Source organism: Bacteroides caccae (assembly GCF_002222615.2).
GTDB classification, from domain to species: Bacteria; Bacteroidota; Bacteroidia; order Bacteroidales; family Bacteroidaceae; genus Bacteroides; species Bacteroides caccae.
On record NZ_CP022412.2, the window covers coordinates 3,742,981 to 3,765,607 of the forward strand.

The following is a 22,627-nucleotide window of genomic DNA, read 5'->3' on the forward strand; positions in this document are numbered from 1 at the left end:
AAAAAACAACGGACTAATGAAAGACTTTGCAGCAATCGACTTTGAAACTGCCAATGGCAAGCGTACCAGTGTATGCAGTGTCGGTATTGTCATCGTAAAAGGCGGTAGGATTGTGAATAAAATCTATCGTCTGATTCGTCCTGCACCCAACTATTATACTCAATGGACAACAGCTATCCACGGACTTACCTACGATGACACTATGGAAGCGGATGATTTTCCTGAAGTATGGGCGGAAATCAAGCCGTTGCTGGAAGGACTTCCGCTTGTAGCTCACAATAGTCCTTTTGATGAAGGTTGCCTCCGTGCTGTTCACGAATTATATGGTATGACTTATCCTAATTACAAGTTTTATTGTACCTGCCGTACTTCAAGGAAAGTGTTCGGAAAGGACCTGCCCAATCATCAGTTGCATACAGTAGCAGAACGATGCGGATATAACTTGGAGAATCACCACCACGCACTTGCTGACGCAGAAGCCTGCGCCCAAATTGCATTACTAATTATTCCTGAACCGAAAAAAGCGAAGCCAGCGAAAAAAGCAAATAAAGATACGCACGTCGGAGACTTATTCGATTCACTCATTCCTCAAACGGTAACAGTGAAAAAGACCAAATAAAAAACACTACAACTATTATCTCAATCAATAATAGCCGTAGTGCTTCTATAATAAAATGCTAATTATGTACTCAAATTAAAGGATAGACTTAGCGATGCCCATTTCCAAACCGCGAAGTTCTGCCAATCCGCGAAGGCGTCCTAAACAAGAATACCCCGGATTTGTCTTCTTCTTCAAATCATCAATCATCTGATGCCCGTGGTCGGGACGCATAGCGATAGAGCATTTGCGACGTTGTTGCAGAAGAATAAGAGCTTTCATTACATTGTACATATCTACGTTTCCTTCCAAATGGTTTGCTTCGTAGAAATTGCCTTCTTCATCACGCTGTGTACTACGCAAATGTACAAAGTTTACACGGTCACCGAAACGTTCCATCATACCGGCAAGGTCATTATCAGCACGTACACCGAAAGAGCCTGTACACAGGCAAAGACCGTTGGATTCGTTAGGTACGGCTTCAATCAGTTTTTTGAAGTCTTCTTCCGTACTCAGGATACGCGGCAGACCTAAGATTGTATAAGGAGGGTCATCCGGGTGAATCACCAACTTCACTCCTACTTCATCGGCAACGGGAGCAATTTCTTTCAGGAAGAAAATCAGGTTGGAACGAAGTTTTTCAGCGTCAATGTCATTGTAACGGTCGAGCGCTTCCTGAAATTGTTCTACTGTGAAACTTTCTTCAGAGCCCGGAAGTCCGGCAATCATGTTGCGAACCAAGAGATTCTTATCGTCTTCGCTCATCTGTTCAAAGCGAGCTTTCGCTTTGGCTATTTCTTCAGGAGTATAGTCTTTTTCTGCGTTCGGACGTTTCAAGATGAAAAGGTCGAAAGCTACGAAAGCCGCTTTTTCAAAACGAAGCGCTTTAGAGCCGTCGGGCAGTGTATAGGCAAGATCAGTACGTGTCCAGTCCAATACAGGCATAAAGTTGTAAGTAACTACCATTACGCCACATTTTGCCAGGTTACGGATACTTTCCTTATAGTTCTCGATATATTTCATGAAGTCGCCTGTCTGTGTCTTGACATGTTCGTGCACAGGTACACTTTCTACAACAGACCATGTCAGACCTACCTCTTCAATCATTTGCTTACGCTTCATGATTTCTTCTACTGTCCATACTTCACCATTCGGAATATGATGAAGCGCGTTTACTATACCGGTAGCGCCGGCTTGTTTAATATCCCACAAGCTTACCGGGTCGTTAGGACCATACCAGCGCCAAGTTTGTTCACATAAATACATATATAGCTGTTATTTATAGATTACTGATTATGATTGAAATAAATTAGATAGAGAATGCGTCGAAACCACCATCGATAACAGCTACTGTACCTGTTACGAAGTTAGAAGCATCACTAATCAGATAATGGATTGTTCCATAAAGATCTTCCGGTTCGCCGAAACGGTTGAACGGAGTATGAGCAAGGATTGTCTTTGAACGGTCAGTCAAAGAACCATCAGGATTAGTTAATAATGTACGGTTTTGTTCTGTCAGGAAAAAGCCCGGAGCGATAGCGTTTACGCGCAAGCCGTTACCGAATTTCAGAGCCAGTTCACCAGCCATATATTTAGTAAAGTTGGCGATAGCAGCTTTTGCCGCACCGTATCCTACTACACGAGTCAACGGACGAAGAGCTGATTCAGAGCAGAAGTTTACGATAGAGCCTTTCTTCTGTTCTACCATGATCTCAGCAAATACCATTGTAGGTAACACTGTACCGAACAGGTTCAGGTCTACTACCTTTTTGAAAGCGTCAATCTGCAAGTCGAAGAAAGTCTTGTCCGGCGCGATTGTTGCACCTGCCATGTTACCACCGGCAGCGTTCAGCAGTACATCAATGCGGCCATAAGCTTTCATAATTTCCACTTTGTTGCCTTCCAATACTTCTTTGTCCATTACATCAGTATAAAGGAACATAGCTTCGTTGCCCTCAGCTTTGATGCTGTCTACCAATGCTTTTCCTGCTTCTTCGCTTCTATCGAGCACAACAACTTTTGCACCTTCTTTTGCGAGGTATGCAGCAATTCCTTTACCTAAGATTCCGGCTCCACCGGTAATTACAACAACTTTGTCCTTTACGTTAAATAATTCATTCATGGTTTCTAAAAAATTTATATGTTTATAGCTTATTGTTCAGATAATATTTCAGATTCTCTTTCAGGAGAATATCTATCGGCATCAGATTTACCATTTCAGAATGTTGCTTGAACAACAGATGATTGCATAAGGATTTAATTCCTTCATATCCCTGCCGTTCGGGACGCTGTGCAACCAATGCGGTAATCACTCCTTCCGAAAGTAACTGCGTATTTCTCTCGATAAGGTCATACCCTACCAGTTTTACCGATTGCATGGCTCTTGCTTTCAGGTAATTTCCCAAAATATAGCAGGTAGAATTGAAAATAACAGCTCCTTCGATATTCGGATTTGATTCAAAGATTTCATCAAGTTTTGTGAAATTGTATACCGAGTCATTGATTTTCAACTCCACTTCATGCAGACTTCCGGTGAATCTCATTTCTTTTAGGTAACGGCAAAATCCCTCTCTACGGTTTCTTCCCTGATTAGAGTCATTCTTTCCGCTATGGATAATCCGTGCCATGAGAATATCGGAAGCGGGAGAGATTCTATCTGTCAGCAACCTGGCGGCAATAACTCCGGCATCATAAGATTCTGTACCGAAATAGGCTAGTTGATGTTGTCCCTCAATATTGGAATCAACATAAATATAGGGAATTTCGAATCGGTCGAGTTCCCGCGAAAGCCGGATAACTGAATCGGTAAACAATGTGGCAATTAACACACCGTCCACCTTCTTGTCCAACAGATTGCGGACTATATCATCAAAAGTTTTGTTGTCATACTGGTCAAAAAAGAGTTTCGTGATAGTTATATTATAAGCCCCCATTTCGGATGCAGCCTTATCAATGCCTTCCGAAATGGCTTCCCAATACTCTCCCTGAGCAAAAGACGGGGTGATTGCAATAAAGTGATACTGTTTCTTAGACGCCAATGAACGTGCCATGAGATTAGGCTGGTAATTAACCATCTCCAGAATAGCCTGCACTTTTTTCCTGTTTTCTTCAGATACCCGTCCACGATTATGAATGACTCTATCCACCGTACCGACAGAGACACCCGCCATTTTAGCGATGTCTACAATACGAATATTTGAGAATTCTTTGTCCATTCTTAATAAGTATCTTGTTTTTCGTCGACAAAAGTAAAATGAATTATTGAATTAAGCAATAGTGTGTGCGCACACACATGAAGTCATAAAACGAACTATAAAACTAATTATCAAACACTTACCTCAACGACAACAAACATATACATGTTATTAAACATAAGAAAAAAGATAAAAACATTAAGAAAAAGCACTCCAGAGAATGGATACAGAAAAGAAAAGAAAGACTTTTGATCACTGAAAAAAGACAGAAAGAATAGAGAAATGGTAAAGTGTGCACGAACACATGAAAATATTCAGTGTATATAAAAGCAAATAGAATGGTAAAAAAGAAATTGGTAATCAATTAGATGTTAACTGATTACCAATTCTGGGAATGTTATTTTTCCCATTTTTCTTTTGCTTTTCCAGCGACTTTATCAGCTTCTGCTGCCACTTTATCAGCTATTTCAGCTCCGGTTTCTACCGCTTTCAATCCAAGATTCATTGCTTTCTTCTCTGCACAAGCTGCTGCCACCTCAGCATCACGACCAATGCGGTGGATAGCGTCATAAATTTCACTTTCCAGTTGTTTAGCTTTTGCTGTACGTGAAAGACGATAAACAACAGCACCAAGGATAGAACCTATTCCGAGTCCAATCCAGAAATTTCCATGTCTACATTCCATAATTAAGTTCAGTTTTTTTAGATTAAAAATAAATTATATAAAATACCTATTTGGATTTTGAGAATAAAGAAGCAATCCATAATACAAGAATAGCCCCCACTGTAGAAGTTATCAAACTTCCTATCAATCCCGAGGCTGCAAGTCCGAAAAGGGCAAATACCCAACCGCCTAATACACCTCCTAGAATACCAAGTAATAAATTTATTACAAGACCAAAACCTCCGCCGCGCATAATTTTGCCTGCAAGGAATCCGGCCACAATACCAATAATAATATACCAAATAAAGCTCATATCATCCTCCTTTTTTATTTAACAACAGCAGGTGTGGCGAATGGTTCAGTCAGTCAAAAATGAATTAACGACAATTTACAATCCTTAGTTCTAGGGTTTTATTATCAGAGACTATTCTCTTGAAGTAAAAAAAGAGTCTGCCAAAGAAATGACTTCACAATCCGGACAAACTATCTTTATACCCTGCTCGGCAGTCTTATCCGCTTCAATCGAGGACAGACAACCTTTAAAATAATCTATCGCCAGCACTACTTTCTTCATATCATATAGAATTAATCGTAGCAAATATATTGAGAAACGGGAAGTTTGCGTACCTTTGCAGCCAATTTTTCAGGAACATCTCTAAAGAACAGGTATTATGGTACAGAATCAGGAACAACCCGTAGGAAAAATTACATTCTCCATTTTAATCGCATTGAGTCTCTCACATTGCCTCAATGACCTTTTACAATCGGTTTTATCGGCCTCTTATCCTCTATTCAAAGATGACTTAGGACTTAGTTTCGCTCAAATCGGACTGATAACATTGGTTTATCAACTTTCAGCTTCGGTTTTTCAGCCGATTACGGGAATTATCTTTGATAAATATCCCGTCGCGTGGTCATTGCCTATCGGAATGAGCTTCACTATGATAGGGCTGATAAACTTAGCTTTTTCTGATAATCTTTATTGGATATTATTGTCTGTATTCTTAATCGGAATCGGTTCTTCCGTATTGCACCCGGAAGCCTCGCGCATCACATTCCTTGCTTCGGGCGGGAAACGCGGATTGGCACAGTCACTCTTTCAGGTGGGTGGTAATTTTGGCGGTTCATTAGGCCCTTTACTAGTAGCTTTACTGGTAGCTCCCTATGGAAGACAACACCTTCTTATATTCGCATTTGTCGCATTGGCAGCAATTGCCGTCATGTATCCGATATGTAAATGGTATAAGTCTTATCTCAATCGTATGAAGGCTCAGACGGTCAGCATCAGAAAGCCGGTCCACCTCCCTTTACCAATGGATAAAACGGCTATTTCTATCGGTATATTATTGATATTGATTTTCTCAAAATATATCTATATGGCAAGTCTGACCAGTTATTATACATTTTATCTGATTCACAAATTCAATGTTACGGTACAGGAATCACAGCTATATTTATTCATATTCTTAGTTGCTACCGCTATCGGGACATTGATTGGCGGTCCTGTGGGCGACCGTGTCGGTAGAAAATATGTTATTTGGGCCTCAATTTTGGGAGCTGCCCCGTTCAGTTTATTAATGCCTCACGCTAATCTGGTATGGACTATTATTCTTAGTTTCTGCGTAGGATTGATGCTTTCTTCCGCTTTTCCCGCCATATTACTTTATGCACAAGAGTTGCTTCCGACCAAGCTCGGATTAATATCAGGACTGTTCTTTGGATTTGCTTTCGGAGTTGCCGGCGTTGCATCGGCTGTGCTTGGTAACTTAGCGGATAAGACGAGCATTGAGTATGTTTACAATATCTGTGCTTATATGCCGTTGCTGGGATTAGTCACGTTCTTTCTGCCTAATTTGAAGAAACAGAAAATATAAAATAATATCCTCAATATAGAAAATAGTCGGCACGCATCCTCACGATGCATGCCGACTCACAAGTTAAGGTCAAAGTCAAAAAATTAAGAGAGCTATTTATATGTTAGGATTAGCATTAATTTCTTTTTGCGGGATAGCATACAAATAATAAGTGCTATTTACTATAAACGGCTTTCCGTTCGGGAAGTTAAGAAACCAATGTCCCAATGGATTACGTTTGGCAAAGCTACCATCTTCCTGCCAACAGTCTACTTCCATTTTTTGTTCATCTTCCGACAAGGCTGTACGCTCCACAGCTTTTTGTGTACGAAGTACATCTGTAATACCAAATCCTTCTCCCCAAAGTTCGCGGCGACGTTCCATCAGAATCTCATTGATTACATCTTCCTGTGATTTTCCCGTTACCTCATAATCCCCTACTCCACGGGCATTACGCAACGTGTTCAAGGGTGCAACAGCCTGCGCCAACGCCACGCCATCGCGTACTTTTGCTTCAGCTTCTATCAAATACATTTCAGCAGCACGCATCAAGACCAAGTCAGCCGTATCATCTGCACGCATATGGAATTTCTTATATCCCAAATATCCTTCACGCATCCACTGAAACAAAGGCAAACGAATATCACCTTCGGTAAAGGTATCTTTTAAATGAGGATCAGCCATAAAACTGCTATAAGCTCCGACGTATGTGGCATCCAAATAATAGAAGTTATAGCTGGCATCCGATTGGGAAGGTATTTGAGGGAATCCCCATATCCATTCCTTATTGGAGATATTATTAAATCCTTCGTATTCGGCAGTGGTTGTCATCAGAGAATATCCTTCACGGGCGGATTCGGCAGCTTTTGCGGCTTCTTCCCATTGTCCGGTCAGCAAGTAGGCACGAGCCAGAAGGCCGTTGACGACTGCTACATTCGGCTTGAACTTCTGGTTATCACCACTGCGAACATAGTTTTTCAAATAATCCTGCGCCAAGTTCAAATCGTCAAAAATACGCTGGTAAACCTGTGCCACTGTCGATTTTCCTTTCGGCACTGTCTCATTATTACTCGGTTCGGTATAAATAGGAACACAAGGCGCATCCTTATCCTTCAAATAGGTAAATTGATAATGCTGTACCAGATGCAAATAGCAGAAAGCACGCAATGCCAATGCTTGTCCCTGTACCTGTCGGAGTTCTTCCGAATCCCCCTTGATAGAAATGGCAGTATTGCAATTATCTATCGTTTTATATATCAGATACCAGGCAAACTCTGTTCTACTGTTCGAAGAAAGTGCTATATCATTAAACTGATACGAAGAATTAAAACCATATTTCGGACGGGAAACAACATCACTTGCCATCATATCATCCAGACACTGAAGTGCCCGATAACCAATATTGGCATAGGTACTTGAATAATCGAACAGATTATACCAGGCACCATTTACAAGTGCTTCCGCATTTTCGGGTACAGATACCTTATCCGAACTTACCGCATCTGTGGGATCTGTATCCAAAAAGCTACTGCTACAGCTCGTTGCCAGAAAAAGACCGGCAACAGCTACAAGAATGGATTGTATTTTTATTTTTCTCATAATTTAGTCTGAATTTAGAAAGAAATGTTGATACCTCCGGAAATGGTTCGCATAGCCGGATAACGGTAATAAGTGATACCGGTAATTCCCTGTTCAGGGTCCAGTCCTTGATTCCGATGAATGGTAAACAGATTATCTCCTTGCACATACACCTGCACACTGCTCAATGACAACTTACTGATCCACTGTTTGGGCAAGTTATAGGAAAGTGTCAGGTTTTTTAATCGCATATACGAATTATTCTGCAAGAAACGGGTAGAAGCCGAGTTCCAGTTATTAGAAGTAGTACTCAAGGCAGGAACATCTGTATAACGATTGTCGGGCGTCCATCTTCTTAGAATCTCCGTCGACCAGTCGCGTCCTTCCAAGCTACCATTGTGCAGAATCATCGTTATATCACGATTGTAGATATATCCACCGATACTATAGGCAAAGATGGCCGAAAGATCGAATCCTTTCCAGGAAAGAGACGTATTGAATCCGCCATACACCTTCGGAAGAGACGACTTATTGACATAATAATAGTCAGCCGAACTATAATCGTTTGTTGTGACACGTCTTCCAGTCGGATTTTTATTTGCATCTTTCTCATCCATATACCACAGCGGATCTCCATTTTCCGGATCTACTCCTGCCCACTCTATCATGTAGAAATCGTAGACCGAACGGCCTACCTGCAACTTGTTCACGCCACTTCTCGGCATATCCTTCAAAGGAAGGTCCGTCACCTTATTCTTATAATGCGTCAGGTTCATTCCCAGTTTCCATACCCAACCGTTCTGATTAATAATCGTTCCGTTAAGAACCATTTCAATACCCGTATTTTTTAACGCTCCCACGTTTTCGTCAATAGAGCCATATCCCAAAGAAGGAGCTATCGGACGCGAATAAAGCAAATCTTTCGAACGACGGGTAAAGAAGTCGAACGAACCGGAGAAACGGTTGTTAAACAGAGAAAAATCAATGCCGACATTAAAGTTCAGGTTCGTTTCCCATTTCAGATTTGGGGTTGCCATGCGGTCGGACACCAACGCATTTTCTCCCAAGTTGGAAACAATTGAATAAAGCCCTTTGCTTGCATAGTATGTACCCAGGTTGTCATTTCCTTGCGCACCATAACTCATCTTCAACGTCAGGGCAGAAAGCCAGTCTGAAGTGGAAGCCATAAAACTTTCCCGATCGACACGCCATGAAGCACCCAATGACCAGAAGTTTCCCCAACGAGTCTCCGGTGCAAAACGGGAAGAACCATCACGTCGATAAGAAGCAGAGAAGAAATACTTATTCCGGTAGTCATAGAGTAACTGGGTAAGATAACCAACCAAAGCATAATCAATACGATAGCCCGAACCTCCTGTCAATTGCGAACCCACTACCAGTTCCGGCATATCAGGTTGCGCCATTTTAGAACGTGAAGCCGTCAGTTCATCATACCGATAAGAGTAAGACTCCATACCGGCAAGGACATTCAAATGATGTTCACCGATAGTCCTGTCATACGTGACAATATTATTCCACGTCCAGGAGAAAGTACGGGTATTCAACCGACTGACACCACCTCCGTTTTCCTTGGCAGGACCCAATTTCGGGTTTGTATAATCCAACGTATTGTAGTTTATCAAATCGAAATTAAAACTTGTCTTGAATTTCAATCCTTCAATAATCGTAGCTTCCAGAAAAGTACGACCGGAAACTTCATCTTTCATCCGTTCCGATTTGTCCAAAGGTAAAGTGGCGGGCAAGTTCCAGTTCGCCATAGAGCCTGAAGGACGGTAAGAGCCGAAATCGTAAATCCGGTTTCCGCTATCGTCCAGTTTATAGCTTCCGTCGGTATTCATCTCATAAATCGGATAAAAACCGGGCATTGTACGTCCTGCTGTAATTACATTGCTGGTTTTAGAATCTGACGATACCGGATAATTCTGCATGGAATGGGCGAAACTCAAATTGACGCCACCCTTCAACCAAGAAGTTATTTCACTGGTTATATTCGAACGAAGATTAAAACGCTGGTAACTGGATTCGAGTGCTATACCTTTGTCATTCAGGTATCCGGCGGAAAAGAAATACTGATTGGCTTTACCGCCACCGGAAACACTCAAATTCAATTCCGTACGGAGTGCCTGCTGTTCCATAGCGTCACTCCAGTCAGAATCCCATAACGGACGGGCGCCCGCTACCAATTTTCCGTCCGTACCGACAGGCTGCGCATACTGCGGACCGTAAGGATTGGGACCTCCACCCATTAATTTCGTCACCAAATCCCTGGAAGCCTGAGTGGCGGCAGTTACAGGAGTATAATCCGAGCTTTTGGCATATTGATTGCGCAGCGCTTCCCAATACAGTTCAAAGTACTGATTCGTACTGACACGGTCGTAATCACGGACAGCACGATTGGAACCTCCTAAAGACGCTTTCACTTTTACCGTCGCCTTCGAGTCCTGCTGTCCCTGCTTGGTAGTAATGATAATCACACCATTCGCACCACGCGAACCATACAAGGCAGCCGATGCGGCATCTTTCAGGACAGTCATTGAAGATATATCATCGGGATTGATAGAATTGACACTACCATCGAACGGAACACCGTCCACCACATACAGCGGGGCACTGGAAGCATTAATAGAGCCGATACCACGAATACGGATTTCCGCATCCGTTCCCGGCTGACCGCTTGCCGCACTTGCCTGTACACCGGATACAGTGCCTTCCAATACACGTGATACGCTGGAAGTCTGCAACTTCTCAATCTCGCCTGCCTTCATTGTCGAAGCAGCCCCGGTAAAGCTATATTTCTTGGCGGTAGCATAGGCTACTACCATTACTTCTTCCAGTTCCTTACTTTCGGAGTCCAGCGTCACGTTAATCACATTCCGGTTATTGACCGGTTGTTCCACTGTTTTCATTCCTACAAAGCGGAAAACTAACGTACCGTTGACGGGAGCTTCAATAGAGTAATTTCCATCAATATCGGTAATCGTACCGGAAGAAGCCCCTTTCAGTTGTACGGAAACACCGGGCAGTGGTTCCCCTTCGGAAGTTACTGTCCCCGTCACGCGTTTTTCCTGTTGTGTATTTGCATATATACTTCCTGCAAAAAACAGAAAAAACGCTGCTAATAAATGTAAATAGATTCTCATAATTTTGTGGCTTAATATTTATTTGCTTGCCGTAATTAACAGTATAGAGAAGTTTTTTGTTTAGGAAACGAAACATTTTTTAGATGATTGTTAGCATAAATCAGCGAAAGATAGTACTTTCGTGAAACGAACAACATCTATAACAGTAACGAAGAACCTTATGATGAAACGGCTTATTCTATCTTTCTTTCTGCTGCTGTCACTCTCTTTGCAGGCTCAAACTGAAAAGAGGGACAGTCTCATGAATGACAATATAGAAGCCGACTCGCTCACATCCGTCCGACCGAGCGCCTTTAAAAGAGCCATCAAAAAATTCATGAACTTCAGTGATTTCGATACGCTCTATATCAGTCCCAACCGATATAATTATGCGCTAATGGCCACTCATTTCAGCAACTTCGAATACTACTCGGTCAGTAGTGACCTGCCCCAACCTCAAAAGCTCAGTTTCTCCCCCAATCCACATAACAAAATCGGATTGTACTTTGGCTGGAGGTGGATTTTCCTGGGCTGGTCTGTTGATGTGGACGATATTTACAGGAAAACCAACCGAAAGAATAAAGGTACGGAGTTCGACCTAAGCCTTTACAGTTCCAAGCTGGGTGTAGATATTTTCTATCGTCGCACGGGAAACAATTATAAAATTCATAAAATCAGAGGATTCTATGACGAGATTCCTTCCAATTATTCCGAAAACTTCAATGGCCTGAAAGTAGATATCAAAGGCTTGAATTTATATTATATATTTAATAACCGGAAGTTTTCCTATCCGGCTGCTTTTAGCCAGTCAACCAACCAGCGTCGTAATGCAGGTACATTCATTGCAGGTTTTTCTATTTCAAAGCACAACCTTGATTTTGATTATGAAGAATTACCCGAGTATATTCAAGAAAAGATGAATCCGGGTATGAAAGTCAATAAAATCAAATACACCAATGCCAATATCAGTTTCGGTTATGCCTACAACTGGGTATTTGCGCGTAATTGCCTGGCTTGTATCTCTCTCACCCCCGCCATTGCCTACAAGGCTTCCGACGTAGATGCGGAAACCCACGAAGGAAAACAATGGTACAGTAAATTCAACCTCGACTTTCTGATTCGCGCAGGCATTGTCTACAATAACGGAAAGTATTTTGTCGGTTCCTCCTTTGTTGGAAAAAACTATAATTATCATCGGAACAATTTCTCTTTGGACAACGGATTCGGCACACTTCAAGTGTATGCAGGCTTCAACTTCCATTTGCGCAAAGAATATAGGAAGAAGAAATAAAAATACATACATCAGAAATCTCTAACTTGCTTGCTTATCCAAAGAATCTTTGTACATTTGCCCCGTTCTTACCTTTAAAACAAGAACCAAATGAAGAAACAACGTCATATACAGACCACACGTACCCTCCTTTCCCGTTTCCGCTACTGGGGCAGGAAGAACTATGCTGCCTTTGCAAGTATGGGACGTGAATTCCAAATCGGTCATCTGCATACCAATGTGGTGGACGTTGCCCTTCGCAAGCAGAATGCTGCACAAACTATCCCTTATCATACATTTATGACACTTCAAGAAATCAAAGACCAAGTGTTGGCAGGCATTGACATATCGCCCGACCAAGCCGCTTGGCTGGCCAATATGGCTGACAGCGAGGCGCTCTATGCCGCCGCGCACGAGATTACCGTCGCACGTGCTTCACACGAATTCGACATGTGTTCTATCATTAATGCCAAGTCCGGCAGATGTCCGGAGAACTGCAAATGGTGTGCACAATCCTCTCACTACAAGACGCAAGCCGAAGTCTACGACCTCCTTCCCGCTAAAGAATGTCTCCGACAGGCTAAATACAACGAAACCCAAGACGTCAACCGTTTCTCCCTCGTCACTAGCGGGCGAAAACCTTCTTCCAGACAGATAACCCAACTTTGTGATACTGTTCGCCATATACGACGACACTCGTCGATTCAGCTTTGCGCTTCCTTAGGACTACTTGACGAAAACGAATTGCATGCATTACACGATGCCGGAATTACCCGCTATCATTGCAATCTGGAAACTGCACCTTCCTATTTCCCGAAACTGTGCTCCACACATACGCAAGAGCAGAAACTGGCTACCCTCAATGCTGCCCGCCGTGTAGGTATGGATATTTGCTGCGGCGGTATCATTGGCATGGGAGAAACAATGGAACAACGGATTGAATTCGCTTTTACGCTGAAAGCACTGAATGTCCAATCCATACCTATCAACCTGCTGAGTCCGATACCCGGAACGCCGTTGGAGAACGAAAAGCCTTTGAGTGAAGAAAAAGTTCTCAGAACAATTGCCTTGTTCCGTTTCATTAACCCAACTGCTTTCCTGCGTTTTGCCGGAGGACGTTCACAACTATCTTCCGAAGCTATGAGCAAAGCGTTATACATTGGTATTAATTCCGCCATTGTAGGTGATTTACTCACTACACTCGGTTCCAAAGTCTCGGAAGACAAGCAAATGATCCTGAAAGAAGGGTATCAGTTTGCCAGCTCTCAATTCGACCGGGAACATCTATGGCACCCATATACATCCACCACCGATCCGCTACCTGTATACAAAGTAAAACGGGCGGACGGAGCCACTATCACCCTCGAAAACGGACGAACACTCATCGAAGGGATGTCATCCTGGTGGTGTGCAGTGCATGGATACAATCACCCGGCATTGAATCAGGCTGCCAAAGACCAATTGGATAAAATGTCTCATGTAATGTTCGGAGGATTGACACATGACCCTGCCATTGAACTGGGTAAATTACTATTACCTTTAGTACCACCCTCCATGCAGAAAATCTTCTATGCAGATTCCGGTTCGGTAGCGGTGGAAGTGGCTCTGAAAATGGCTGTACAATATTGGTATGCAGCCGGAAAACCGGATAAAAATAACTTTGTGACTATCCGTTCCGGATATCACGGCGACACATGGAATGCCATGTCCGTATGTGATCCTGTAACGGGAATGCACAGCCTTTTCGGTGCGTCACTTCCTGTCCGTTATTTTGTTCCGGCTCCTTCATCGCGTTTCGACGGTGAATGGAATCCTCAGGACATCGAACCGCTACGAAAAACAATAGAAAAACATTCGGAGGAACTAGCAGCGCTCATTCTTGAGCCTATTGTCCAAGGAGCAGGCGGTATGTGGTTCTATCATCCACAATATCTTCGCGAAGCGGAAAAGCTTTGTAAAGAGCATGGACTTCTTTTAATCTTTGATGAGATTGCAACTGGATTCGGACGTACCGGTAAACTTTTTGCCTGGGAATATGCCGGAGTAGAGCCGGATATCATGTGCATCGGGAAAGCATTGACAGGTGGATATATGACACTTTCTGCCGTATTGGCTAGTAATCATGTGGCAGATACTATCTCCAATCATGCACCGGGAGCCTTCATGCACGGTCCTACCTTCATGGGAAATCCGCTCGCTTGCGCGGTGGCTTGCGCGTCTGTCCGGTTATTACTCCAATCCGGCTGGCAGGAGAATGTGAAACGAATCGAAACACAATTAAAAGAAGAACTGGCACCTGCCCGGGAACTTCCACAAGTAGCCGATGTAAGGATATTAGGGGCAATCGGAGTAATTGAAATGAAGCGTCCGGTAAATATGGCATTTATGCAACGCCGTTTTGTGGAAGAAGGAATTTGGGTACGCCCGTTCGGAAAGCTCGTCTATCTGATGCCCCCCTTTATCATCACTCCCGAACAACTAAGCAAACTAACGACCGGATTACTCAAGGTAATCAGTGGAGAACGTAATAAAATATACATCAATAACTTATGATATCAGACCATATAAACCAAGAACTTCTTACTCTAAAGGAAAAGAAGAATTATCGCTCTCTCCCACCCCTCATCCACGACGGGCGGAATGTAATTCTGAACGGGCAACGGATGGTGAACCTGTCTTCCAATGATTATCTCGGACTGGCTAATAACATATCGCTGAGAAAGGAATTCCTAAAGACAATAACTCCTGAAACATTCCTGCCTACCTCTTCTTCTTCCCGATTGCTTACAGGCAATTTTACCGATTATCAAGAACTGGAACAACAACTGGCAGCCATGTTCGGAACAGAAAGCGCACTTATATTCAATAGTGGTTATCATGCCAATACAGGGATTCTTCCTGCCGTCAGCAATGCTCAGACATTAATTCTTGCAGACAAACTGGTACACGCCAGTTTGATAGACGGAATCAGGTTGTCATCTGCGAAATGTATCCGGTATCGCCATAATGACTTATCCCAGTTACAGCGATTGATTTCCGAGAATCACAATGCGTATGAGCAAATCATTATTGTCACCGAAAGTATCTTCAGCATGGACGGTGATGAAGCCGACCTTCATGCCCTTGTCCAATTAAAAAAAAGTTATTCCAATATTCTTCTTTACGTGGACGAAGCCCATGCTTTCGGTGTACGGGGAGACAACGGATTAGGATGTGCTGAAGAACAAAATTGCATCAACGATATAGACTTTCTGGTAGGAACATTCGGGAAAGCAATAGCCTCAGCAGGAGCTTACATTGCCTGCCGACAAGTTATCCGGGAATATCTAATCAACAAGATGCGCACGTTTATATTCACAACAGCCCTTCCACCCATAAATATTCAATGGACCTCGTGGATACTAGAACAACTACCCTCTCTCCAAGAGAAAAGGACACATTTGTTACGGATCAGCAACAAACTAAAGACTGCACTTGTCGACAAAGGATATAACTGTCCTTCGGTAAGCCATATTGTCCCTATGATTGTAGGGGCAAGTGAAAACACTATATGTAAAGCAGAAGAAATCCAACGCAAAGGATTCTATGCATTGCCGGTACGTCCGCCTACGGTTCCTGAAGGGACTTCACGCATCCGCTTCTCATTAACAGCGGACATCACCGAACACGAAATCGACCAACTTATAAAATTGATAAACGGATGAAACAGCATTTTATCATAAAAAATAATCAAAAGCATCTATTGCTTTTCTTCGCAGGTTGGGGAATGGATGAAACTCCATTTTTGCAAATCCGCCCGACCAATAAGGATTGGCTGATTTGTTATGATTATCGTTCATTAGAGTTCGATGCCATCATCTTGCAAGAGTATTCCGAAATTACCCTCATTGCCTGGTCCATGGGAGTATGGGCAGCTTCTCAGATAATGAAACAATATCCATCCCTGCCCCTCTCCCAAAGTATCGCTATCAATGGCACCCCTTATCCTATACATGAAACGAAAGGGATCACTCCTGCCATTTTCGAAGGGACATTGCAAGGTTTGAACGAACAATCCTTGCAAAAGTTTCAAAGACGGATGTGTGGTTCAACAGCCGGTTACAAAACTTTTCAGACAGTAGCTCCCCAACGTTCCATTGAAGAACTCAAGGAAGAACTTGCTGCCATACAAAAGCAATACTTATCATTACCACCTTCGGACTTTGCATGGCAAAAAGCCATCATAGGAAAGAACGACCATATCTTCCTGCCGGATAGCCAATGGCTGGCATGGAGAAACAAAGTGGATTCTCTTGAGTATACAGAAGCCGCCCACTATCAACAAGAACTTTTTGATAACGTAATCATGCATATCAACTAATTATTGATTTATGGATAAACAACTAATTTCAAAACGTTTCTCTAAAGCCATTGCTACCTATCCACAGGAAGCAAACGTACAGCGGCAGATTGCAGATAAAATGATTCACCTGCTTACAAAACATATATCCTTCCCCTGTTCTAAAGTAATTGAGTTCGGATGCGGTACGGGCATTTATTCCCGTATGCTGCTCCAGGCTCTACGACCGGAAGAATTATTCCTGAACGACCTTTGCCCGGAGATGAAATACTGCTGTGAGGATATACTAAGAAAAGAGCAAGTATCCTTTCTTCCGGGAGATGCAGAAATCGTTCCTTTCCCTACTGGAAGCACATTGATAACTTCCTGTTCCGCGTTGCAATGGTTCGAATCTCCCGAAAACTTTTTCAAAAGATGCAATGCTTTGCTCAATAAACAAGGCTATTTCGCTTTCAGCACTTTCGGGAAAGAGAATATGAAAGAGATACGAGAGCTAACAGGAAGCGGACTCCCTTATCGTTCACGGGAAGAACTTGTAACAGCCCTGTCAACTCACTTTGACATACTCCATTCGGAAGAAGAACTTATTTCTCTTTCGTTTGATAATCCCATAAAAGTACTTTATCATTTGAAGCAGACAGGAGTAACAGGAGTAACCGGCACATCTTCCCAACAACTGCGGACACGCCGTGACTTGCAGTTATTCAGTGAACGTTACACACAAGAATTTACTCAGGGCACTTCAGTATCCCTGACTTACCACCCCATTTATATTATCGCAAAAAAGAAAAAAGTATGAAACAGAATGTATATTTCGTAAGCGGCATCGACACCGATGCCGGTAAGAGCTACGCCACCGGATTTCTAGCTCGTGAATGGAACAAGAACGGACAACGTACCATCACTCAAAAATTCATCCAGACAGGAAACGTCGGTCATTCCGAGGATATTGACTTGCATCGTCATATTATGGGAATCCCCTTTACAGAAGAAGACAAGGAAGGACTCACTATGCCGGAAATATTCTCCTATCCTGCCTCTCCACACCTCGCTTCCCAACTGGATAACCGTCCCATTGACTTCGGTAAAATCAAACGTGCTACGGAAGAATTGAGTGAACGATATGATTATGTCCTACTCGAAGGCGCAGGCGGTTTAATGGTTCCATTAACTACAGAACTTCTGACAATAGACTACATTGCCCAAGAGAATTATCCTCTTATTTTTGTTACTTCCGGGAAATTGGGAAGCATCAATCACACCCTTTTAAGCCTTGAGGCCATACAAAAGCGTGATATTGTACTGGATACGGTACTTTACAATATGTATCCCACCCCAAAAGATAAAACGATTCAGAATGATACGATGAACTTCATTCAAAACTGGTTGAAGAAGTATTTTCCGAACACGAAGTTTATATTGATTCCGGAAATAAAAGACTTATGACTTCAAAAGACTAGCCTCACTATTTAGCAGGCTAGTCTTTTGTTTCTACAGACCACTTATTCGATTACCATGATGCGGTCATTCAGCCCAACCTTCATATTATCTTCTATGAACACTTCTTTCACAACGCCGTCGGTCACCGCACGAATCTCATTTTCCATTTTCATGGCTACCAACACACAGAGCGGATCGCCGCGTTTCACGCTATCACCCTTCTTTACGTATGTTTTCAGGATCACTCCCGGCATAGGAGCCTGAACCACCTGACGTCCCACAGCTTCCGCCCCGCTACGGGCATTGTGTATCTTTTCCATTTCTCCCTGCAACTCAATCTGATAAAGCTCCCCCTTATTCATTATAGTATATGAATTATTGGAAGAAGGAGAAATCTGTACTCCATGTGAATGATGGTCGATGATGATTGAATGGATAGAGTCACCCCCCATATTGTAATCGACCTCATATACCTTGCCATTGACTGCAATCTTCTTGATTGGCCCATCTTCCAGAATTTCCACCTTATATTCACTATCCGGCATATCCTGAAGTTTGGCATAATATGTAGCCAGTGTTGTACCCATAAGCTATTTCTTTAGTTTTTAGTTTAATAATTATTGGCTGTCATTTGCAACTTACCGTAATATTTCCAGAGCGACTCTCCCACTACCGGAAGCGTCGTTGCACGCGAGGCGGCCTCCTTCTCCCGTTCGTAATGCCTTACTGCGGCAGCTATGACGGCCACCGTCGGATCAGTATTCTGCCGGCGTTTCAAATCTTCCTTATCGAAGCGTGTATCAATAAAAGTAGTATCATACTTTCCTTCCAGAAATGCCGCATTCTTCAATACACGCTGATGGAAAGGAATCGTCGTCTTGATACCCAAAATCTTATATTCGCGCAACGCACGCGCCATATTCGAAATAGCCGATTCGCGGGTACGTCCCCAGCAACAGAGTTTTGCAATCATCGGATCATAATGCAGCGAAACTTCAAATCCGGCATAAGCCGCACTATCCAGACGCAGGTTACGTCCTTCGGGAGCCTCACGAACCGTAATCACACCGGGAGAAGGCATAAAGTTATTTTCCGGATCCTCCGCATAAATACGGCATTCAATAGCAGCTCCGCTAAACTTTATATCATCCTGTTTATAAGGCAGAGGATTGCCCGCAGCCACGGTTATCATATCACGTACCAGATCGACACCGGTGCATTCTTCCGTCACCGGATGTTCCACCTGCAAACGGGTATTCATTTCAAGGAAGTAGAAATTCTGATCCTTATCCATCATAAATTCCAGGGTTCCGGCACTATAATAACCGATTCTCTTACAGGCTTCCACAGCAACCTTCAGCATTTTCTTCCGGGTATCTTCCTTTACAAAGGGAGACGGAGATTCCTCAATCACCTTCTGATTCCGTCGTTGGATAGAACATTCACGCTCTCCCAGATGAACGACATTACCATATTTATCCCCCATAATCTGTACCTCAATATGATGCGGGTTTTCTATATATTTTTCGATATAGACAGCGTCATTACCAAACGAAGTCCCGGCTTCAGATTGAGACAGACGGAGAGCCGCCTCCACTTCCTCTTCGGAGCGTACCAGACGCATCCCCTTCCCTCCACCTCCGGCAAGTGCTTTCAGCATGATAGGATAACCGACTTCCTTAGCCACCTTTTTCACTTCCTCGATTCCCTGCACAGGCGCTTCTGTTCCGGGCACAATAGGAAGTCCTGCTTCACGCATAATTTTACGGGCTTCCGTCTTGATTCCCATTTTAGCTATAATGTCGGCACCCGGACCAATAAAAATCACTCCTTCTTCTTCGCAACGACGAGCAAAATCCGCATTTTCCGACAAGAATCCGTATCCCGGATGAATGGCGGCTCCGGTCTTTTTGGCAATGGACAATATAAGTTCCGGCTTCAGATAGGAAGTATCTTCGGGTGATTCGGAGATACAATAGGCTTCTTCGGCATAACGGACGTGCAAAGCTCCCCGATCTACATGGGTATATACAGCTACCGTTGAAATATTCATCACCCGGCACGTACGAAAGATGCGCATGGCTATTTCACCACGATTAGCTACTAATATTTTCTTTATCATAATCTTTTTCTTTTTAATGAATACTCTCCATTCTCAACTCTCCACTTCTTAAAGCGGAATATTCGAATGCTTCCGGGGTGGATTGGACTGCCGCTTGTTGGCAAGCATCTCGAAGCTGCGAATCAGGCGCAAACGGGTCATTGCCGGATCAATCACTTCATCTACATATCCCAGTTCTGCCGCACGGTATGGATTCGCGAACTTTTCCCGATAGTCGTCCTGAAGTTCTTTCCGCTTCTCTGCGGGAGCCTGCGACTTTTCTATTTCTTTCTTGAAAAGGATGTTTACCGCTCCGTCCGGTCCCATTACTGCAATCTCGGCAGTGGGATAAGCCAGGTTCACATCACCACGGATATGTTTGGAACTCATGACGTCATAAGCTCCTCCGTATGCCTTACGGGTGATAACCGTAACTTTCGGAACGGTAGCCTCACAATAAGCATACAGCAACTTCGCCCCGTTACGAATAATACCGCCGTATTCCTGATCTACTCCCGGAAGGAATCCCGGCACATCCACCAATGTCAGCAAAGGTATATTGAAAGCGTCGCAGAAACGGACGAAACGGGCAGCCTTGACAGATGCATTAATATCCAAAGTCCCTGCCAGTACCAACGGCTGGTTAGCAACGACTCCCACCGTCTTTCCGTTCAGACGGATATAACCGGTAACAATATTCGCCGCAAATTCCGCCTGAAGTTCGAAGAAACTGTTATCGTCAGCCACGGCCTCAATCATTTCCTTGATATCATAAGGTTGGTTCGGATTCGTAGGAACCAAGTTAGAAAGTTCCGGAGTCAGGCGAGTGGGCGAATCGCTCGTTGCTACAAACGGAGGTTCCTCCATATTATTTCCCGGCAGATAAGAAATCAGTTCGCGGATATAGTTGATACATTCAATATCATTTTCTGCGGAAAGATGAGCCACGCCGGATTTGGTCATGTGCACGCCTACTCCACCCAGATCTTCCTTGCTCACCTCCTCCTGTGTCACACTTTTCACGACATCAGGGCCGGTAATAAACATATAGCCGGAATTTTTTACCATGAGAATAAAGTCAGTCAGTGCAGGTGAATAAACAGCTCCCCCGGCACAAGGTCCCATAATCGCACTTATCTGCGGAATCACTCCCGACGCCATAGAGTTGCGCAGGAATATTTCGGCATATCCTGCCAGAGAACGGACACCTTCCTGAATACGCGCACCTCCCGAATCATTCAGTCCGATGATAGGTGCCCCCATTTGCATCGCCATATCCATCACCTTGCAGATTTTCTTGGCATGTGTTTCTGAAAGAGCTCCTCCGAACACGGTAAAATCCTGTGCAAAGACATAAACCAGGCGCTTGCCGATCATGCCATAACCGGTGACAACTCCGTCTCCTGCAAACTTCTGTTTCTCCATACCGAAATCGGTACAACGATGAGTAACCAACTTGTCCAGTTCAATAAACGAACCTTTTTCCAAAAGTAATTCGATACGTTCGCGGGCGGTGAGTTTGCCCACGGAATGTTGTTTTTCAATGCGTGCGTCGCCGCCGCCTTTTTCTGCTTTCCTGTTCAGTTCTTCCAGGTTCTTGATAAGCTCTTTCATAGGCTCTATTTAATTTAAAATTGTATGTGTGTAAAAATAAGCAGTAATAAATAGAATCATTGTCATATTGATTACACAAAGGTATTTTATATAATGAACGCACGACATCCCGAAAATGTTAGCATTTATGCCTTTAAACATCTTTATTTATTCTTCAAGGCATCATTTTTTTGCAGACGGAGACAACAAACACCCGTTCTTTACTGTTTATCGCGTATCATTTTTAATAAAATCTAGACCCTAACAAAATGAGAACAATTAAATTTTTACTAGCAGCCGGTTTCCTGCTCATGTCCGGTACAAGCATTTATGCGCAAGTACAACGGAACGAAGCCTATCTACCTAAATTCGCTATCAAGACCAATGCCCTCTATTGGGCAACCTCCACGCCCAACCTCGGCTTCGAAGTGGGACTGGCAAAGAAACTCACCCTCGACATATCGGGTAATTACAACCCGTGGAAATTCGGAGATGACCGCCAGATTAAACATTGGCTTGTTCAGCCGGAACTGCGTTACTGGCTTTGCGAACGTTTCAACGGAAGTTTCTTCGGTCTGCACGGACATTACGGAGAAATGAATGTCAGCAACCTGAATATCTTCGGAATGGGGCACGACCGTTACGACGGGAATGTATACGGAGCGGGTATCTCTTATGGTTATCAATGGATAATAAGCAAACGTTGGAGCATGGAGGCCACCATAGGCGTCGGATATGCCCACCTGAAATATGATAAATACGCCCGTGGCGACGGAGGAGAGAAGCTGGGACATAACAACCGTAATTACTTCGGTCCAACCAAAGTCGGTTTAAGCTTCATTTATATCATCAAATAA

20 protein-coding genes are annotated in these 22,627 nt (G+C 43.4%); 9 read left to right on the plus strand and 11 right to left on the minus strand.

Annotated features, from left to right (window positions below; genetic code table 11):
* The first annotated feature begins 16 nt into the window (after positions 1-16).
* Positions 17-619 carry a 3'-5' exonuclease gene (locus CGC64_RS15460; RefSeq protein WP_005678021.1) on the plus strand — a complete coding sequence of 201 codons (603 nt, stop codon included), beginning with the start codon at positions 17-19 and terminating at the stop codon, positions 617-619.
* Between the two features lie 75 nt (positions 620-694).
* Here CGC64_RS15460 and uxuA read toward each other — a convergent pair whose 3' ends face one another.
* The 6 genes from uxuA to CGC64_RS18870 form a co-directional block, all read right to left on the minus strand.
* A complete protein-coding gene (gene uxuA, locus CGC64_RS15465; RefSeq protein ID WP_005678020.1) occupies positions 695-1,864 on the minus strand; it encodes a mannonate dehydratase in 1,170 nt (389 codons plus the stop codon).
* A gap of 43 nt (positions 1,865-1,907) precedes the next feature.
* Entirely contained in the window at positions 1,908-2,720 is an 813-nt protein-coding gene (locus tag CGC64_RS15470) for an SDR family oxidoreductase (protein WP_005678019.1), read from the minus strand.
* Positions 2,721-2,742: 22 nt separating this feature from the next.
* Positions 2,743-3,813 carry a LacI family DNA-binding transcriptional regulator gene (locus tag CGC64_RS15475; RefSeq protein ID WP_005678017.1) on the minus strand — a complete coding sequence of 357 codons (1,071 nt, stop codon included), beginning with the start codon at positions 3,811-3,813 and terminating at the stop codon, positions 2,743-2,745.
* A 376-nt stretch (positions 3,814-4,189) separates the two neighbouring features.
* The gene (locus CGC64_RS15480; protein WP_005678016.1) at positions 4,190-4,477 is read right to left on the minus strand and encodes a YtxH domain-containing protein; all 288 of its coding nucleotides are present in this window, start codon (positions 4,475-4,477) and stop codon (positions 4,190-4,192) included.
* Between the two features lie 46 nt (positions 4,478-4,523).
* Positions 4,524-4,769 carry a GlsB/YeaQ/YmgE family stress response membrane protein gene (locus tag CGC64_RS15485; RefSeq protein ID WP_005678015.1) on the minus strand — a complete coding sequence of 82 codons (246 nt, stop codon included), beginning with the start codon at positions 4,767-4,769 and terminating at the stop codon, positions 4,524-4,526.
* Positions 4,770-4,880: 111 nt separating this feature from the next.
* The gene (locus tag CGC64_RS18870) at positions 4,881-5,030 is read right to left on the minus strand and encodes a glycerate kinase (RefSeq protein ID WP_005678014.1); all 150 of its coding nucleotides are present in this window, start codon (positions 5,028-5,030) and stop codon (positions 4,881-4,883) included.
* Positions 5,031-5,127: 97 nt separating this feature from the next.
* On the opposite strand from CGC64_RS18870, the gene CGC64_RS15490 reads away from it, so the two are divergent.
* Complete coding sequence (locus CGC64_RS15490; protein WP_005678013.1) at positions 5,128-6,330, plus strand: MFS transporter; 1,203 nt, start codon at positions 5,128-5,130, stop codon at positions 6,328-6,330.
* Positions 6,331-6,426: 96 nt separating this feature from the next.
* Here the strand turns inward: CGC64_RS15490 and CGC64_RS15495 are convergent, their stop codons facing one another.
* Positions 6,427-7,908, minus strand: coding sequence for a RagB/SusD family nutrient uptake outer membrane protein (locus tag CGC64_RS15495; RefSeq protein WP_005678012.1), 1,482 nt, complete (start codon positions 7,906-7,908; stop codon positions 6,427-6,429).
* A 14-nt stretch (positions 7,909-7,922) separates the two neighbouring features.
* Entirely contained in the window at positions 7,923-11,048 is a 3,126-nt protein-coding gene (locus CGC64_RS15500) for a SusC/RagA family TonB-linked outer membrane protein (RefSeq protein WP_005678010.1), read from the minus strand.
* 160 nt (positions 11,049-11,208) lie between these two features.
* Here CGC64_RS15500 and CGC64_RS15505 point away from each other — a divergent pair, with 160 nt between their 5' ends.
* From CGC64_RS15505 to bioD, 6 genes are all read left to right on the plus strand, one after another.
* Positions 11,209-12,318: a DUF4421 domain-containing protein gene (locus CGC64_RS15505; RefSeq protein WP_005678009.1), complete on the plus strand. Its 1,110-nt coding sequence runs from the start codon at positions 11,209-11,211 to the stop codon at positions 12,316-12,318.
* A gap of 90 nt (positions 12,319-12,408) precedes the next feature.
* Complete coding sequence (gene bioA / locus CGC64_RS15510; protein WP_005678008.1) at positions 12,409-14,850, plus strand: adenosylmethionine--8-amino-7-oxononanoate transaminase; 2,442 nt, start codon at positions 12,409-12,411, stop codon at positions 14,848-14,850.
* The gene (locus CGC64_RS15515) at positions 14,847-16,001 is read left to right on the plus strand and encodes an 8-amino-7-oxononanoate synthase (protein ID WP_005678007.1); all 1,155 of its coding nucleotides are present in this window, start codon (positions 14,847-14,849) and stop codon (positions 15,999-16,001) included. Before bioA ends, CGC64_RS15515 begins: the two co-directional genes overlap by 4 nt.
* On the plus strand, positions 15,998-16,657 hold the full coding sequence (locus CGC64_RS15520) for a DUF452 family protein (protein WP_005678006.1): 660 nt from the start codon (positions 15,998-16,000) through the stop codon (positions 16,655-16,657). Before CGC64_RS15515 ends, CGC64_RS15520 begins: the two co-directional genes overlap by 4 nt.
* Positions 16,658-16,667: 10 nt before the next feature.
* Entirely contained in the window at positions 16,668-17,435 is a 768-nt protein-coding gene (bioC, locus tag CGC64_RS15525; protein WP_005681431.1) for a malonyl-ACP O-methyltransferase BioC, read from the plus strand.
* Complete coding sequence (gene bioD / locus CGC64_RS15530; RefSeq protein WP_005681432.1) at positions 17,432-18,082, plus strand: dethiobiotin synthase; 651 nt, start codon at positions 17,432-17,434, stop codon at positions 18,080-18,082. The genes bioC and bioD overlap by 4 nt, the downstream gene beginning before the upstream one ends.
* A 56-nt stretch (positions 18,083-18,138) precedes the next feature.
* On the opposite strand, the gene CGC64_RS15535 is transcribed toward bioD, so the two are convergent.
* The 3 genes from CGC64_RS15535 to CGC64_RS15545 are packed head-to-tail and all read right to left on the minus strand — an operon-like array spanning position 18,139 to position 21,791.
* Entirely contained in the window at positions 18,139-18,663 is a 525-nt protein-coding gene (locus CGC64_RS15535; RefSeq protein WP_005678004.1) for a biotin/lipoyl-containing protein, read from the minus strand.
* A gap of 23 nt (positions 18,664-18,686) precedes the next feature.
* Complete coding sequence (gene accC, locus CGC64_RS15540; protein WP_005678003.1) at positions 18,687-20,198, minus strand: acetyl-CoA carboxylase biotin carboxylase subunit; 1,512 nt, start codon at positions 20,196-20,198, stop codon at positions 18,687-18,689.
* Between the two features lie 48 nt (positions 20,199-20,246).
* Positions 20,247-21,791 carry an acyl-CoA carboxylase subunit beta gene (locus CGC64_RS15545; RefSeq protein WP_005678001.1) on the minus strand — a complete coding sequence of 515 codons (1,545 nt, stop codon included), beginning with the start codon at positions 21,789-21,791 and terminating at the stop codon, positions 20,247-20,249.
* A gap of 248 nt (positions 21,792-22,039) precedes the next feature.
* Between CGC64_RS15545 and CGC64_RS15550 the strand changes: the two genes are divergently transcribed.
* Positions 22,040-22,627 carry a DUF3575 domain-containing protein gene (locus CGC64_RS15550; protein ID WP_005678000.1) on the plus strand — a complete coding sequence of 196 codons (588 nt, stop codon included), beginning with the start codon at positions 22,040-22,042 and terminating at the stop codon, positions 22,625-22,627.

Coding starts and splice junctions, on each gene's coding strand:
- CGC64_RS15460 (WP_005678021.1), top strand. CDS start 17: ATGAAAGACTTTGCAGCAATCGACTTTGAAACTGCCAATGGCAAGCGT.
- uxuA (WP_005678020.1), bottom strand. CDS start 1,864: ATGTATTTATGTGAACAAACTTGGCGCTGGTATGGTCCTAACGACCCG.
- CGC64_RS15470 (WP_005678019.1), bottom strand. CDS start 2,720: ATGAATGAATTATTTAACGTAAAGGACAAAGTTGTTGTAATTACCGGT.
- CGC64_RS15475 (WP_005678017.1), bottom strand. CDS start 3,813: ATGGACAAAGAATTCTCAAATATTCGTATTGTAGACATCGCTAAAATG.
- CGC64_RS15480 (WP_005678016.1), bottom strand. CDS start 4,477: ATGGAATGTAGACATGGAAATTTCTGGATTGGACTCGGAATAGGTTCT.
- CGC64_RS15485 (WP_005678015.1), bottom strand. CDS start 4,769: ATGAGCTTTATTTGGTATATTATTATTGGTATTGTGGCCGGATTCCTT.
- CGC64_RS18870 (WP_005678014.1), bottom strand. CDS start 5,030: ATGAAGAAAGTAGTGCTGGCGATAGATTATTTTAAAGGTTGTCTGTCC.
- CGC64_RS15490 (WP_005678013.1), top strand. CDS start 5,128: ATGGTACAGAATCAGGAACAACCCGTAGGAAAAATTACATTCTCCATT.
- CGC64_RS15495 (WP_005678012.1), bottom strand. CDS start 7,908: ATGAGAAAAATAAAAATACAATCCATTCTTGTAGCTGTTGCCGGTCTT.
- CGC64_RS15500 (WP_005678010.1), bottom strand. CDS start 11,048: ATGAGAATCTATTTACATTTATTAGCAGCGTTTTTTCTGTTTTTTGCA.
- CGC64_RS15505 (WP_005678009.1), top strand. CDS start 11,209: ATGATGAAACGGCTTATTCTATCTTTCTTTCTGCTGCTGTCACTCTCT.
- bioA (WP_005678008.1), top strand. CDS start 12,409: ATGAAGAAACAACGTCATATACAGACCACACGTACCCTCCTTTCCCGT.
- CGC64_RS15515 (WP_005678007.1), top strand. CDS start 14,847: ATGATATCAGACCATATAAACCAAGAACTTCTTACTCTAAAGGAAAAG.
- CGC64_RS15520 (WP_005678006.1), top strand. CDS start 15,998: ATGAAACAGCATTTTATCATAAAAAATAATCAAAAGCATCTATTGCTT.
- bioC (WP_005681431.1), top strand. CDS start 16,668: ATGGATAAACAACTAATTTCAAAACGTTTCTCTAAAGCCATTGCTACC.
- bioD (WP_005681432.1), top strand. CDS start 17,432: ATGAAACAGAATGTATATTTCGTAAGCGGCATCGACACCGATGCCGGT.
- CGC64_RS15535 (WP_005678004.1), bottom strand. CDS start 18,663: ATGGGTACAACACTGGCTACATATTATGCCAAACTTCAGGATATGCCG.
- accC (WP_005678003.1), bottom strand. CDS start 20,198: ATGATAAAGAAAATATTAGTAGCTAATCGTGGTGAAATAGCCATGCGC.
- CGC64_RS15545 (WP_005678001.1), bottom strand. CDS start 21,791: ATGAAAGAGCTTATCAAGAACCTGGAAGAACTGAACAGGAAAGCAGAA.
- CGC64_RS15550 (WP_005678000.1), top strand. CDS start 22,040: ATGAGAACAATTAAATTTTTACTAGCAGCCGGTTTCCTGCTCATGTCC.